Raw genomic sequence first — 15,233 nt, forward strand, 5'->3', positions numbered from 1 at the left:
CGCTACTTCTCTTGTTTGGGAAGGTGAGAACATTGATTCCCCGTTATATGGTTAATTTCGATCTGGAGCACGTTCCAACGGTACATACGGATGTGATCGTCATCGGCGCGGGTATTGCCGGGTTGTTCACGGCGCTCAGAAGCGCCGAGAAGCATAAGGTGCTGATGGTAACCAAGAAGTCGCTGCTCGACAGCAATACCCGCTATGCGCAAGGCGGCATCGCTGCGGTTATATCGGATGAAGACTCTCCGGCTTATCACAGACAAGATACATTAATCGCAGGCGCGGGTTTATGCTCCTCCACCGCTGTTGACGTATTGGTTCATGAAGGCCCGGCAGGCGTGCAGGAGCTGGTCCGCATGGGCACGGCCTTCGATATGGAAGACGGGCGATACGCGCTCACCAAGGAAGGCGCTCACAGCCAGCGCCGCATCCTGCATGCGCAAGGGGACGCGACCGGGGCCGAGATTGTCCGCGCTCTGTCCGAGAAGACGAAGCAGGATCCGAACATTGAGATTTGGGATGATCATTTTGTCATCGATCTGATTACCCATGAAGGCGAATGCTTCGGAGCTCTCGTGCAGAAGCCGAACGGCGTCAAAGTATTCGTAAAGGCGAAAGCGACTTTGCTATGTACCGGCGGCGCGGGACAATTATTCCGTTATACAACGAATCCCGATATTGCGACCGGCGACGGCATCGCGATCGCTTACAGGGCCGGAGCGCATATCCGCGATGTGGAATTTATTCAGTTCCACCCAACGGCTCTTTGTTACCCGGGCGCGCCCCGCTTTTTGATCTCGGAAGCGGTGCGGGGAGAAGGCGCTGTGCTGCGCAATATTAACGGCGAGCGTTTCATGGAGCGGTATCATCCGCAGCTGGAGCTTGCGCCTCGCGATATTGTGGCCCGGGCTATCGTCAGCGAGATGGAAAATACGAAATCGACTTTTGTCTATATCGATTTTACGCACGAATCCGAGGAAAGCGTGAAACAGCGGTTCCCGACGATCTATGAAACCTGCTTGCACTACGGGCTGGATTTGTCATCCGACTGGATACCTGTAGCTCCTGCGGCTCACTATATGATGGGCGGCGTGGAAACCGACCTCCATGGCGAAACTCAGGTGAAACGGCTGTTTGCCTGCGGAGAGGTTTCCTCCACGGGCGTCCATGGAGCCAATCGGCTAGCGAGCAATTCGCTATCCGAAGCTATCGTTTTCGGGCGCAGAATCGTCGAGCGGATTGGCGACCTGCCCCCGGTCGGAAGCACGCCTCCTGTCCGGGAGATTAAGCGTTCCCAAGAACATGCGATCCAGCCGGTGGTGGAGAAGAAGCTGAAGCTGCAGAAGCTGATGCTTCGTTATGCGGGACTTGTGCGCAGCGGCAAGGGGCTGGCCAAGGGCTATGAGGAGTTGAAGCGCCATCTGGCTATCTTCGACAGCTCGCTCGGCAAGCGGGAGGAATATGAATTTGCCAATCTGCTGATCTGCGCTTTGCTGACGACCGAGGCTGCCTTGATTAGAGAGGAAAGCCGCGGGGGACACTACCGGGAGGATTTCCCGGAACGCGATGATCTGGTCTGGCGCAAGCATACGGTCTTCAGCCGAGAAGGCGGGACGACGGAAGGACGGATTGACGATGTTTGAACTTAATCGCACGGAGCTGGAGCGCAGCATCCGGGCCTGGCTGGAAGAAGATATCGGCATGGGCGATGTGACCACGATGACCACCATTCCCGCAGAATCGCAGTCGGTCGGCATCATCCATGTGAAGGATACGGGGATAGTCGCCGGTATTGCCGTTGCTGAAGCCGTATTCGCTGTGGTGGACCCGAAGCTCCGTTTCGAAGCGAAGGCGGCGGATGGACAAGCCGTACAGGTAGGGACCGTGCTCGCAGAGGTGCATGGCAGCACGCGCAGCATTTTGCTGGGGGAGCGGTTGGCTCTGAATTTGCTGCAGCGGATGTCGGGCATCGCTACGCGGACCCGTCAGTTTGTCGAACGGCTGGAGGGGCTGCCGACGCGCCTGGTCGATACGCGCAAGACGACGCCCGGCCACCGGATGCTGGAGAAATACGCCGTGCGCGTCGGCGGCGGGCATAATCACCGGTACGGGCTGTACGACGCGGTGATGATCAAGGACAATCATATCAAAGGCGCAGGCGGCGTAGCTCAAGCGATCCGCAGCGCGCGGGCTCATATCCCCCATACGATGAAGATCGAGATTGAAGTGGAGAACTTCGAACAGCTGGACGAAGCGCTCTCCGCTTCTCCCGATATTATTATGCTGGACAACATGAAGCCTGAGCTGATGAGGCAGGCGGTGCAGCGAATGAAAAGCGAAGCGCCGCATATTCTGATAGAAGCGTCGGGGACGGTCAATCTGGACACGGTCCGGACGATCGCGGAGACGGGGGTCGACGTTATCTCGGTCGGCCGCTTGACCTATTCCGTGCAGGCGCTGGATATCAGCCTCGACCTCAATGAACGCAAGGCTCCGGGGGAGGCCCCGGACGCATGATTCTGGTCGTAGATGTAGGCAATACGAACATCGTGCTTGGCTTGTACAGGGAGAAGCAGCTGCTGCACCATTGGCGGCTGAGCACGAGCCGGGCTACCACGGCCGATGAATATGGGATCATGATGTACAATTTGTTCCAGCATGCGGGGATCGGGCTTGATCAGGTGAAGGGGGTTATTATCTCCTCGGTCGTGCCTCCGCTGATGTTTGTACTGGAGCAGCTATGTGTTAAATATATAAAGAAAACGCCTATGGTCGTAGGGCCGGGTATTAAAACGGGCCTCAACATCCGGTATGAGAACCCGAAGGAAGTCGGGGCAGACCGGATCGTCAATGCCGTAGCGGCAATTGAGCTGTACGGGGCGCCTTGTATAGTGGTCGACTTTGGCACGGCCACTACGTTGGACTATATTGACGAGAAGGCGCAGTATATCGGAGGCGCCGTTGCGCCGGGCATCGGCATTTCGACCGAAGCCTTGTATCAGCATGCGGCCAAGCTGCCGCGCATCGAGCTGGTCAAGCCGCGGAGCGTGGTAGGCCGGACGACGGTTTCCTCCATGCAGGCCGGCATTATTTATGGATTTGCCGGGCAGGTGGACGGGATCATCGACCGCATCCGGCAAGAATACAAGACGAACCCGACCGTTGTAGCGACAGGCGGACTAGCCGAGCTGATCGCCGGGGAATCCCGGACCATTCAGCTCGTGAATCCATTGCTGACTCTGCAAGGATTGCAGATGATCTACGAACGGAATATGTGAAACGAGCGATCGTTCAGGGATAAAGGAGCGGACTATGCAGGATTATTTAATACGGGCGACTGCCCTGGGCGGCAAGGTGCGCGCATTTGCCGTTAGAACGAAGCATATTGTGGAAGAACTGAGAGTCAGGCACCAGACGACCCCGACGGCTACCGCCGCGCTTGGCCGGACGGCCACAGCCGCGCTGATGATGGGGGCTATGCTGAAGGGCGAGGAGAAGCTGACGGTTCAGGTCAAGGGCGGAGGCCCGATCGGGCAGGTAGTGGCCGATGCCAACGCCAAGGGAGAAGTGCGCGGCTATGTCGAGAATCCTTCCGTAGACCTGCCGCTCAACGGGCTGGGCAAGCTGGATGTAGCGGGAGCTGTGGGCAGGGACGGATTTTTGTATGTGACCAAGGATCTGGGCCTTAAGGAGCCTTACCGGGGCAGTATTCCGATTATATCGGGAGAACTCGGCGAAGATTTCACCTACTACTTCGCCCAGTCGGAGCAGACGCCTTCGGCAGTAGCGCTCGGCGTGCTGGTGGATGTGGACTATACGGTCAAGACGGCAGGCGGATTTATTATCCAGCTGCTGCCCGGATTAAGCGACGATGAGATTGCGGGGCTGGAGAAGCAGCTGTCCGGACTGCCGCCTATTACGAGACTGCTGGAGCAGGGAGAGAGCCTGGAGTCGATCCTGCAGGGGCTGCTGCCGGATGTGCAGGTGCTGGAGCGCCAGGAGGACGTCCGCTTTCAGTGCAAGTGCTCGCGGGAGCGGGTGGAACAGACCTTGATCAGCTTGGGCCGCTCCGAGCTGGAGCAGCTGCTGGCCGAGGATGGTCAGGCTGAGGTTTCCTGTCATTTCTGCAATGAAACGTACAAGTTCGCAGGAGAAGACCTGACGGCATTGATCGAGTCACTGTAATAGCCACAATAATACGGATAGCAGCTTCAAGCGGCCTTAGACCGGAACTCTAGCGAGTGATATATGAGGGGATAGGACATGAGAAACGTTAAGGTACTATGGGGCATGATCTCGATTCTGCTGGTCGCCCTCGGCGTCCTCTCCTCCGTATTTATGACCCGCCTCTATCAGCAGAATGAAGCTGATGTCCATTCGAACCCGGAACCGCCGAGCAAGGCCGAGCAAGAGCGAGCGATTGCCAGCATCGGAGAACACGTCATTACGCGGCAAGATTTGCAGCAACAATTGCTTCAGAAATACGGCAAAGAAGTGCTCGACCAGATGATCGACCGCGAGGTCGTGCGCAGGGAAGCGGGAGCGATAGGTGTCAGTGCAGACGAGCCGGAGATTAAGCGGGAATTGGAACGGATGCAGCAGGGCTATGAAAGTGAGAGCCAGTTCTATCAAGCGATGGAAGAGCAGCTCGGGTTATCGCGCGAAGCGCTAAACGAGGATGTTCGTTATAAGCTGTTGATGGAAAAAGTAGCGATTCAAGGGATACAAGTTGCAGATGTTGCCGTAGACGAGTATATCCAGCATCATCCGGAGGAGTTCCAAGCCACGGTGCAGCTGCGCCTCGAGCAGATCGTAACCGCCAGCAAGGAGCAGGCCAACCGGGCAAGCGCGGATCTGGCCAAGGGTATGGACTTTGCCAAGGTCGCGAAAGAAAGATCGCTGGACGATGCGACCCGTAATAGCGGGGGCGACCTCGGCTGGCTGGAGGAGGACGATCCGTTTGTCCATCCCCAGATTCTGAAGGCCGGCAAGCAGCTCCAGCCCGGGCAGGTATCTAAGCCTATCGAGGTTGACGGCAGCTATGTCATCGTGAGACTGAGGGAGCGCAAGGTTCAGTCCAAGGGTTCGCCCGAGTCGATTCGGGAGCAGGTGCGCAGGGAATTGGCGCTGCGGGAAGCTCCGCCCATGAAGGAGACGATGGCGAAGCTGCGCGTGAAGTGGAACGTGCAGATTCGGGAGACGGATCTTGTAGCATCGGGCTGATTTTGCATATTGACAACCTTCCCAGGGGTTGATAATATTAACAGTATAATACCCAGCAAATTAGTCGGATATTTTGGCGCTCTTGAGGAGGAGAACACGAATGGCAAGATTAGTCCAAAGCATTACGGAATTGATTGGGGATACGCCCCTCGTTAAGCTTAACCGCGTTGTGCCCGAAGGCAGCGCTGAGATTTATGTAAAGCTGGAATATCAGAATCCGGGTGCAAGCGTGAAGGACCGGATCGCGATCAGCATGATCGAGGTGGCTGAGCAAGAGGGCCGCATCAAGCCGGGAGACACGATTGTAGAGCCGACCAGCGGAAACACCGGTATCGGTCTGGCCTTGGTCGCAGCGGCCAAGGGCTACAAAGCGATCCTCGTCATGCCTGAGACGATGTCCATCGAGCGGCGCAACCTGCTGCGCGCTTACGGTGCGCAACTCGTGTTGACGCCTGGGGCCGAAGGCATGAAGGGCGCTATCAAGCGCGCTGAGGAGATCGTAGCTGAGAACCCTGGCTACTTCATCCCCCAACAGTTCAAAAATCAGGCTAACGTCAAGGTTCACCGTGAAACGACGGGTCCGGAAATCGTCGAAGCCATCAAATCCCATGACGGCAAGCTTGATGCGTTTATCGCCGGCATCGGAACGGGCGGTACGATCACAGGCGCCGGCGGCGTGTTAAAGGAAAATTTCCCTGACATCAAGATTTATGCGGTTGAGCCGGCGGCATCTCCCGTTCTTTCGGGCGGCAAGCCGGGTCCGCACAAAATTCAAGGCATCGGCGCTGGTTTTGTACCGGACATTTTGAATACGAGCTTGTATGACGCGGTTATTCCCGTTGAGAATGACGACGCCTTCGAAACCTCGCGCCGCGTTGCCAAGGAGGAAGGTATTCTTGGCGGCATTTCTTCCGGTGCCGCGATCTTCGCCGCGTTGAAGGTAGCCAAGGAGCTGGGAGCCGGCAAGCGGGTTGTAGCGGTTGTGCCAAGCAACGGCGAACGTTACCTGTCGACGCCTTTGTATCAGTTCGAAGATTAATAGCATTCCGGAGAGCCCGCTCAGTCCGAGCGGGCTTTTTGGACTTGTCTCTTTTTTTCATGGCTGTTTTCAAGTATACTAATCCCAATACTTGAATCCGAACGGAAGAAAAGGCGGAGTGGCCGATGCTGTTAACAACCTATGACATGTGGACGGGCTGGGCGGGAGATTTCACGGTGCTTCCTTACGTCCGCAGCTTTCCGCTGGGAGAAGGCCCCATCCTCTCCTGGATGCCTGCCTGGGAGGCATCCGTTCCCGGAGCTTTTGTGCTCGAGAGCGGCAAGGGAGGGCGCTATACCTTCCTCGGCCTGAGACCCGTCTCTGAAATTCGCGGCACCGGTCTGTCGGCTCTGGTGACAGAACAGGGGCAAGAGCCGCGGAGTCTGGAGGGTAAGCCGCTTGAGCTGGTCAAAGCGTGGATGGCCCCGTATCGCGCGCCCCGAATCGAACATGCCCCCAAGTGGCTCGGCGGCTGCCTGGGTTTCTGGAGCTACGATACGATCCGCACGATCGAGCGTTTGCCGGAGCAGGCGGCGGCGGATTTGCCTATCCCGGATTATGCTTTCGTTCGCGTGAACGAATTATGGATTGTCGATCATCAGGAGAACAAGCTGTACTGCGCTTATCATACGCATATTGCTCCGGAGGCCGGAGCGGAAGCGGGGGAAGCGGCGCTCAAGCTGCACTACGCGGCTGCTGAAGCGGCTGTCGATGAGATGAGGGCACTGTGGAGCCGCTTTGAATCGGCTTGGCGTGAGCCTGAGCTTAACCAGGATGCGGAGGAGAAGCGCCGGAGCGTAGAGGAGGATGTGCGGGAGATCGATCTGGACGCGATGCAGGGGGTACAGGCCGACTTTCCGCGGGAAGCCTATATCGCAGCGGTGAGAAGCATTCGCGATTATATAGCGGCGGGCGATGTATTCCAGGTGAACCTGTCCGTTCGCCAGCACAAGGCTTTGAACGCCAGCCCCGAAGAGATCTATGAATGGCTGCGCCGGGTTAATCCTTCGCCTTATATGGGCCTGCTGCGCTTTGGAGACTTTCAGCTCGTATCGGGATCGCCGGAGCTGCTCGTCCAGCTGGAGCAAGGGGTTGTCCGCACCCGTCCGATAGCGGGCACCCGCCCTCGCGGCGCGAATGCGGATGAGGACCGCAGGCTGGCCGACGAGCTTATCCACCATGAGAAGGAGCGGGCCGAGCATATTATGCTGGTCGATCTGGAGCGCAACGACGTGGGGCGTATCTCGGAGTATGGCAGCGTGCGGGTAAAGGACTTTATGGTCATCGAATACTATTCGCATGTGATGCATATCGTCTCCGAAGTTGTGGGCAAGCTGGCGGCGGGACGCGATGCCTTTGACGTGATTGCCGCCACATTCCCGGGAGGCACGATAACCGGGGCGCCGAAGATTCGCACGATGGAGATCATTGAAGAGCTGGAGCCGGTCCGGCGCGGTCCTTATACCGGCTCCATGGGCTGGCTCGATTACAACGGCGATATGGAGTTTAACATCATTATCCGGACACTGGTTGTCTGCGAAGGCGTCGGTTATGTACAGGCCGGCGCGGGGATTGTGATCGATTCGATCCCGGAGAAGGAATACACCGAATCGATGAACAAGGCCAAAGCGATGTGGAAAGCTATCCAATACAGCGAGCGGCAGCCGATAAGCCGCAGGAGGTAAGAGAACGATGATTCTGGTGATTGATAATTACGATTCGTTTACGTATAACCTGGTGCAGTACCTCGGCGAGCTCGGTCAAGAGATCGTCGTCCGCCGCAATGACGAAATCGACCTCGCAGGCATCGAGGAGCTGGCCCCGGATCATATTCTGATCTCGCCCGGGCCGTGTACGCCCAATGAAGCGGGTATCAGTCTGTCGCTTATCGACCGGTTCAAAGGCGAAATCCCGATTCTCGGCGTTTGTCTCGGCCATCAATCCATCGGTCAGATTTTCGGCGGCGAAGTGATCCGCGCCGAGCGGCTGATGCATGGCAAAACCTCGGATATTTTCCATGACGGAAAAACAGTCTTCCAGGGGCTGCCCTCGCCATTCACGGCTACCCGGTATCATTCCCTGATCGTCAAGCGGGAGACGCTGCCGGATTGTCTGGAGATCAGCGCCGAGACGGCGGAAGGCGAGATCATGGGACTGCGCCATAAAGAGTATCCGATCGAAGGCGTGCAGTTCCATCCGGAGTCGATCATCACGGATCATGGCCATCAGATGCTGCGTAACTTCCTGCAGACGGCGGTAGGCGCCCGGTCATGATCATCGACTGCAACGGGACCCTTATAGACGAAAGGCAAGCCGTGGTCTCCGTATATGACCACGGCTTTCTCTACGGCATGGGAGTGTTCGAAACCTTCCGCACGTATGGAGGGCAGGCCTACCTGCTGGACTGGCATCTGGAGAGGCTGCTGGCCGGCTGCGCCGAGTTGGGGATACGTTACACCGCGACCCGCCGTGACCTGGAGAAGCGCTTCTCCGGATTGCTCGAGGCCAACAATTTGAGCGACGCCTACTTCCGGCTGACGGTTACGGCAGGGACGGAGGCGCTCGGCCTGCCGTCCGGCGATTATGAATCGCCGGGGGATTTGATCTATATCAAGCCGCTGCCTGCTTATGACCCGGCCGTATGGCCGGCGCCCAAGGCGCTGCAGCGGTTGAAGCTCAGACGCAATACGCCCGAGGGACCGGTCCGCTTGAAGTCCCTTCACTATATGAACAATATTCTCGCGAAGCGCGAAATGATGGCCTATCCTTGGGCTGCCGGTGCGGAAGGACTATTTCTCGACGGAGAAGGCAGCTTGTGCGAAGGAATGGTCAGCAATCTGTTTTTTGTCGAGGACGGGCGGCTATACACGCCTTCCGTCGATACGGGGCTGCTTCCGGGCATCACCAGGCGCAAGGTGCTGGAGCTGGCTGCGGGACTTGGGGTGGAGACGGCTGAAGGCCGCTATTCGTGGGAACGGCTGGTGCGGGTTGAAGAAGTGTTTGTAACCAACTCGGTTCAGGAGGTCGTGCCGGTTGCTCGGCTGTTTGATCTGAACGGAGAGGCCTATGCCGTCGGTTCAACAGGGACAGGCGAGGCGGGCGAGCTAACGCGGAGGCTGCAGCATCTGTACCGCGAGGAGACGAACCGGCTGTTTAGGAAGAAAGGGGGAAGGGGTAATGAATAAAGCTGCCGATGTCATGCTTTTCGGACATGGAAGCGGACGGGCCGCAGAATGCCGCACGCTTGTCATGGGTATTCTGAATGTGACTCCCGACTCGTTCTCGGACGGAGGGGCTTATGTCGAAATTCCGGCTGCCGTAGAGCGCGCGCGGCAGATGATCGCCGAAGGCGCGGATATCCTGGACATCGGCGGGGAATCAACCCGGCCCGGAGCGGAGCCGGTAAGCAGCGAGGAGGAGCAGCGGAGAGTGCTGCCGGTGATACGGGCGCTGCGGGAAGCGGGCATTGCGGTCCCTATCTCCATCGATACGTACAGAGCCGATACGGCTCGTGAAGCGATGCTTGCCGGGGCTACTGTGCTCAACGATATCTGGGGGCTTCAGCATGATCCCGATATGGCGGCCGTAGCCGTCCAATTCGGCTGTCCGATCGTTCTTATGCATAATCGCAAGCAGGCGGTATATGCTAATTTTATACATGATGTTGTCGAGGATTTGAGGTTGACGGTAGAACGTGCGCATAAGGCCGGTATCCGGGATGAGCAAATTGTGCTTGATCCGGGGATCGGCTTTGCCAAGTCTTATGAGCAGAATCTGCAGCTGATGAACGAGCTTCACCGGATAACGGCGCTCGGTTACCCTGTCCTTCTCGGGACTTCCCGCAAGAGCATGATCCGCCGCACGCTGAATTTGCCTACCGATGAACTGCTGGAAGGGACGGCGGCCACCGTTGCCCTCGGGATCGGACAAGGCTGCAGAATTGTGCGTGTGCATGATGTACGGGCCATGAGGCGCGTGGCCGATATGACGGACGCTATCTTGAGCCATCGCATAAGCGGGGATGACGCATCCCGGATAATCCCATTTTAGATAAGGAGGACGGCGGTTTTGGATAAAATTACGATGAAAGGCATGTCCTTCTACGGCTATCATGGCGTATTTCCGGAAGAAAACAAGCTGGGTCAGCGTTATGTCGTCGATGCGGAGCTGCATCTGCCGCTGGATCGCCCGGGCCATGCCGATGCCCTGGAGGAAACCATCAATTATGCGGAAGTATGCGAGCTTATCGCGGGTATCGTCGAAGGGCCTCCGTTCAAGCTGATCGAAGCGGTAGCCGAACATATTGCATCCCGTGTGCTATCCACTTATACTGGTATACATGCCATTACGGTACGGGTACACAAGCCGAACCCTCCGGTTCGTGTCTCATTCGACGGGGTGTCGGTAGAAATTCATAGAAAGCGGGCATAACGGATGAATGCACCGGATGCGTGCGAACGCGAGCCGCTAACGTTGGCTTACATCGCTTTGGGCTCCAATATGGGAAATCGGCAGCGCAATTTAACGGAGGCCATTCGCTTGCTGGGTGAGCATCCGGGTATTGAGACGGTTTCCTGTTCGGGGATTTATGAAACGGAGCCGGTAGGCTATGTCGATCAGGATTCGTTCCTGAACATGGTGGTAGCTGTCAACACCTCACTCTCGCCGTATAGGCTGCTGGAGAGCATGCAGCAAATCGAGCAGCGTCTGGGGCGCAAGCGTGAGATCCGCTGGGGTCCGCGCACGATAGATCTGGATCTTCTGCTGTTCGGGGATATCCGCCAGGATGAACCGGAATTAATTATACCGCATCCCCGCATGATGGAACGGGCTTTCGTGCTCGTCCCGTTGATTGACGCGATGGAGAAGCTGAAGCCGTCCGGTATCGAACATGCACAAGTATATCGGGAACAACTGGGGCGTGTGGAAGGAAAGGGAGGCGTTATGTTATGGAGAAAAACGTGCTAGCACAGCGCATCCGCGCTTTTCGTAAGTTAAAGGGATTCACACAGAATGAACTGGCAGAGCGGCTGGATGTATCCATCGCTGTGCTCGGCGCTATCGAGCGGGGAACTCGCAAGGCGGATGTCCCGATGATTCAGAAGATATCGGCGGCGCTGGGCATAGAGGCGGAGGAACTGGCGCCATCGCTCGTATCCGCTCGAAGCGAACGATTATAAGGATGACAGATATCCATCCGGCAACGGGAAAGGAGTGAATGTAAATGCTAACGATCGGTAACGTGACGGCTCCCAATAATGTCGTGCTGGCCCCGATGGCCGGGGTATGCAATCCGGCATTCCGGCTTATCGCCAAGGAATTCGGCTGCGGCCTCGTTTGTGCGGAGATGGTCAGCGATAAAGCGATTCTGCACGGCAATCACCGCACGCTTGATATGCTGTTCGTCGATGAAAGGGAGAAGCCGCTCAGTTTGCAAATTTTCGGAGGAGATACGGAAACGCTCGTGGAGGCCGCCAAATATGTCGATGAGCATACGAATGCCGACATTATCGACATCAACATGGGCTGTCCGGTTCCCAAAATCACCAAATGCGACGCGGGAGCGCGCTGGCTGCTGGACCCTGGCAAAATCGAGCAGATGGTGTCCACGGTATCCAAGGCTGTCAGCAAGCCGCTTACGGTCAAAATGCGGATCGGCTGGGATGACGATCACGTATACGCCGTTCAGAATGCGAAGGCGGTGGAGAACGGCGGCGGAGCGGCCGTAGCGGTCCACGGACGTACGCGGGTGCAGATGTACACAGGCCATGCGAACTGGGATATTATCAAGGAGGTTAAGGACTCTGTCGGCATTCCGGTTATCGGCAACGGTGATGTGTTTACGCCGGAGGATGCCAAGCGGATGCTTGATCATACGGGCGTCGACGGCGTCATGATTGGCCGGGCCGCGCTCGGCAATCCATGGATGCTGTACCGGACGATTCAATATCTGACTCACGGTGAACTCCCTGAGGAGCCGACTCCGCAAGAGAAGATCCGCATCGCCATTCTTCATCTGGACCGGCTAACCGCCCTTAAGGGAGAGCCGGTGGCGGTGAAGGAAATGCGCAAGCATCTAGCCTGGTATCTGAAAGGTCTTCATGGAGCCGCGCGCATCAAAGATTCGATCATGGAGCAGACGAAACGCGATGCGATGGTGGAACTGCTGAACGACTTCATCCATTCGCTGGAGAATCGGGACGCGGTAGCTCCTTAGGTTTCCGGGCTCGCCGGCGGCGGGCCGAGCCGTCAATTGCCTGACATTGACATTTAAGTGGGCTTGAAATATAATCAGTCAATAGTCATCGGGGACTGCGGATTTAAACCGCTTTCCATGCGTTTATATTGAAATTTCTAGCGAACTCATGTTCGAATCGAGCTGTTTCTTATGAAAATCTTTCACATGACGGGAGATATGTGGCAATGAGCGAAAAAGAAGTCATTCTCACTCAAGAAGGTCTGAAAAGACTCGAAGAAGAGCTTGAGCATCTAAAGTCCGTCAAGCGCCGTGAAGTGGCGGAACGGATTAAAGTAGCTATCGGCTACGGAGACATCAGTGAGAATTCCGAATACGAGGATGCGAAGAATGAGCAGGCATTTGTCGAAGGTCGCATCATCACGTTGGAGAAGATGCTCCGCAATGCCCGCATTATTAATAATGATGAAGTGGACACCAATACCGTCAGCGTCGGGGCCAAGGTTACGCTGAAGGATATGGAATACGGGGATATTCTGGAGTATTCAATCGTCGGTACGGCTGAGTCCGATCCGTTCCAGAACAAAATTTCCAATGAAAGTCCGGTGGGCAAGGCTATTCTGGGCAAGCGTAAAGGTTCTGTCGTAGATGTGACTGTACCCGCAGGCGTTATTCAATACGAAATCATCGACATCCAGAAGTAATTGCGCACCTGCAGCAGGCAGGTAGGGAATTTTCGAACCGATATTTCTTGAGAAAGCTTCCTCCGGAAGCTTTTTTTCCCTATTAACGTGTAGAGCGCGCAGCAGCGTGGCTTGAGGTTCCGCCTATATCTGGATCGGCAGCCAAGAAGACTTCTCGCTTAAGGGAAGTTCGAAGAACTTACGAATCAAGGAGCGAATAACAATGACCGTTGAATTGGAATTAAACGAGCTGCTTCAAATACGGCGCAATAAACTCGATGAGCTGCGCGGGCTGGGCGTTGACCCGTTCGGGCAAAAATTCGATCGTACCCATCACGCCGGCGAAATCGCGAAGGCTTATGAATCCAAGACGAAGGAAGAATTGGATGAGCTGGCGGTCGAAGTGAGCATCGCAGGCCGGATTATGCAGAAACGGGAAATGGGCAAGGCCGGATTCGCCCATGTCCAAGACATCACCGGGAAAATCCAGATTTATGTGCGCGCGGATGCGCTTAGCGAAAACACTTATAAAGCGTACAGTTTGCTTGATATCGGCGACTTAATCGGCGTGCGGGGCAGCTTGTTCAGAACGAAGACGGGGGAGCTCTCCATCAAGGCGGATGCCGTTGAGGTGCTGTCCAAGTCGCTGCTGCCGCTTCCGGAGAAATACCACGGTCTGAAGGACGTAGAGCTGCGCTATCGTCAGCGTTACGTCGACCTGATCATGAACCAGGATGTTCAGCAAACCTTTATTGCCCGGTCGCGGATCATTCAAGCCATGCGCCGGTATTTGGACTCCCGCGGTTATCTCGAGGTAGAGACGCCGACGCTTCACTCTATTGCAGGCGGCGCGGCTGCCCGTCCGTTCATCACGCATCATAATGCGCTGGACATGCAGCTGTATATGAGAATTGCCATCGAGCTGCATTTGAAGCGGCTGATCGTGGGCGGGATGGAGAAGGTATATGAGATTGGCCGCGTGTACCGCAACGAAGGCATCTCGACTCGTCACAATCCGGAGTTTACCATGATTGAGCTGTATGAGGCTTATGCCGATTACGAAGATATCATGAAGCTGACGGAAGAGATGATCGCCCACATCGCGCAGGAAGTATTGGGGGCCACGAAAATCAATTACCAGGGACAAGAGATCGATCTGTCTCCTTCCTGGCGCCGCGTCAGTATGGTGGACGCGATCAAGGAAGTGGTCGGTGTGGACTTCAGCGTGCAGATGAGCGATGAAGAAGCTCATCGTCTGGCCAAGGAGCATAACGTGCCCGTCGAGCCTATGATGACGTTTGGCCATATCGTCAACCAGTTCTTCGAGACGCTAGTCGAAGAGACTTTAATCCAGCCGACCTTTATTACCGGTCATCCGGTGGCTATTTCTCCATTGGCTAAAAGAAGCGAGGCCGATCCGCGGTTCACGGACCGTTTTGAGCTGTTTATCGTGGCGCGCGAGCATGCCAATGCGTTCAGCGAGCTGAACGATCCGATCGACCAGCGCCAGCGCTTCGAGGCTCAACTGGTGGAGAAGGAGCAGGGTAATGACGAGGCGCATGAGATGGATGATGATTTCATTCGCGCTCTCGAGTATGGCATGCCGCCGACCGGAGGACTCGGCATCGGGATTGACCGCCTGGTCATGTTATTGACGAATTCGCCGTCGATCCGCGATGTACTGCTGTTCCCGCTTATGCGCGAACGTCAGGGAGAGTAGAGTATATCTTCACAAGCGCACAGATCTCCTCGGTCTGTGCGCTATTTATTTACGTGCGTCGGCCGGAAAAACGAGAGAACCGGGATAGGTTGATCCAAGGCTTTTACAAATGTTTAAAAAAAGAGTTGCATTATCCGACAGGATTTGATATATTATTTCTTGTCGCTTCTGAAGCTGAGGCAAAAAGAATTAAAGAGTACGAAAAATAATTCTTGCAATGCTAAGCGATGATGTGATAAGATACGAGAGTTGCTTTCGACGGAAGTTATTACTTTAGTTGAGAGTGAACAGCTAAGTAACATCGTAATTGCCCTTTGAAAACTGAACAACGAGTGAGTGTTAAATAGAGAATGAAAATTCTCGCTAGCA

General features: G+C 55.9%; 16 protein-coding genes. All 16 read left to right on the forward strand.

Annotated elements, in window-relative coordinates:
* Positions 1–32: 32 nt before the first annotated feature.
* The 16 genes from nadB (at position 33) to lysS (ending at position 14,864) form a co-directional block, all read left to right on the forward strand.
* Positions 33–1,646 (forward strand): L-aspartate oxidase, encoded by a 1,614-nt coding sequence (nadB, locus tag BLR08_RS28535; protein WP_072337969.1) that lies wholly within the window; start codon positions 33–35, stop codon positions 1,644–1,646.
* Positions 1,639–2,520 (forward strand): carboxylating nicotinate-nucleotide diphosphorylase, encoded by an 882-nt coding sequence (nadC, locus tag BLR08_RS28540; RefSeq protein ID WP_072337970.1) that lies wholly within the window; start codon positions 1,639–1,641, stop codon positions 2,518–2,520. The genes nadB and nadC overlap by 8 nt, the downstream gene beginning before the upstream one ends.
* Positions 2,517–3,281 (forward strand): type III pantothenate kinase, encoded by a 765-nt coding sequence (locus tag BLR08_RS28545; protein ID WP_072337971.1) that lies wholly within the window; start codon positions 2,517–2,519, stop codon positions 3,279–3,281. Before nadC ends, BLR08_RS28545 begins: the two co-directional genes overlap by 4 nt.
* Before the next feature lie 34 nt (positions 3,282–3,315).
* Positions 3,316–4,188: an Hsp33 family molecular chaperone HslO gene (gene hslO / locus BLR08_RS28550; protein ID WP_072337972.1), complete on the forward strand. Its 873-nt coding sequence runs from the start codon at positions 3,316–3,318 to the stop codon at positions 4,186–4,188.
* A 78-nt stretch (positions 4,189–4,266) separates the two neighbouring features.
* Positions 4,267–5,226 (forward strand): peptidylprolyl isomerase, encoded by a 960-nt coding sequence (locus tag BLR08_RS28555; RefSeq protein WP_072337973.1) that lies wholly within the window; start codon positions 4,267–4,269, stop codon positions 5,224–5,226.
* Positions 5,227–5,326: 100 nt separating this feature from the next.
* Positions 5,327–6,265, forward strand: coding sequence for a cysteine synthase A (gene cysK, locus BLR08_RS28560; protein ID WP_072337974.1), 939 nt, complete (start codon positions 5,327–5,329; stop codon positions 6,263–6,265).
* A 125-nt stretch (positions 6,266–6,390) separates the two neighbouring features.
* On the forward strand, positions 6,391–7,950 hold the full coding sequence (locus BLR08_RS28565; protein WP_072337975.1) for an anthranilate synthase component I family protein: 1,560 nt from the start codon (positions 6,391–6,393) through the stop codon (positions 7,948–7,950).
* A 7-nt stretch (positions 7,951–7,957) separates the two neighbouring features.
* Positions 7,958–8,539, forward strand: coding sequence for an aminodeoxychorismate/anthranilate synthase component II (gene pabA / locus BLR08_RS28570; RefSeq protein WP_072337976.1), 582 nt, complete (start codon positions 7,958–7,960; stop codon positions 8,537–8,539).
* Positions 8,536–9,450, forward strand: coding sequence for an aminodeoxychorismate lyase (gene pabC / locus BLR08_RS28575; RefSeq protein ID WP_072337977.1), 915 nt, complete (start codon positions 8,536–8,538; stop codon positions 9,448–9,450). Before pabA ends, pabC begins: the two co-directional genes overlap by 4 nt.
* Positions 9,443–10,315 carry a dihydropteroate synthase gene (gene folP / locus BLR08_RS28580; RefSeq protein WP_072337978.1) on the forward strand — a complete coding sequence of 291 codons (873 nt, stop codon included), beginning with the start codon at positions 9,443–9,445 and terminating at the stop codon, positions 10,313–10,315. The genes pabC and folP overlap by 8 nt, the downstream gene beginning before the upstream one ends.
* A gap of 18 nt (positions 10,316–10,333) precedes the next feature.
* A complete protein-coding gene (gene folB / locus BLR08_RS28585; RefSeq protein WP_072337979.1) occupies positions 10,334–10,696 on the forward strand; it encodes a dihydroneopterin aldolase in 363 nt (120 codons plus the stop codon).
* Positions 10,697–10,699: 3 nt separating this feature from the next.
* A complete protein-coding gene (gene folK, locus BLR08_RS28590; RefSeq protein ID WP_072337980.1) occupies positions 10,700–11,233 on the forward strand; it encodes a 2-amino-4-hydroxy-6-hydroxymethyldihydropteridine diphosphokinase in 534 nt (177 codons plus the stop codon).
* Positions 11,215–11,445: a helix-turn-helix domain-containing protein gene (locus BLR08_RS28595; protein WP_072337981.1), complete on the forward strand. Its 231-nt coding sequence runs from the start codon at positions 11,215–11,217 to the stop codon at positions 11,443–11,445. The genes folK and BLR08_RS28595 overlap by 19 nt, the downstream gene beginning before the upstream one ends.
* Before the next feature lie 44 nt (positions 11,446–11,489).
* Positions 11,490–12,482 (forward strand): tRNA dihydrouridine synthase DusB, encoded by a 993-nt coding sequence (gene dusB / locus BLR08_RS28600; RefSeq protein ID WP_072337982.1) that lies wholly within the window; start codon positions 11,490–11,492, stop codon positions 12,480–12,482.
* Between the two features lie 206 nt (positions 12,483–12,688).
* Positions 12,689–13,165: a transcription elongation factor GreA gene (gene greA / locus BLR08_RS28605; RefSeq protein WP_072337983.1), complete on the forward strand. Its 477-nt coding sequence runs from the start codon at positions 12,689–12,691 to the stop codon at positions 13,163–13,165.
* Between the two features lie 202 nt (positions 13,166–13,367).
* The gene (lysS, locus tag BLR08_RS28610; protein ID WP_072337984.1) at positions 13,368–14,864 is read left to right on the forward strand and encodes a lysine--tRNA ligase; all 1,497 of its coding nucleotides are present in this window, start codon (positions 13,368–13,370) and stop codon (positions 14,862–14,864) included.
* Positions 14,865–15,233: the final 369 nt, after the last annotated feature.

Source organism: Paenibacillus sp. cl123, from assembly GCF_900101595.1.
Classification (GTDB): Bacteria; Bacillota; Bacilli; order Paenibacillales; family NBRC-103111; genus Paenibacillus_G.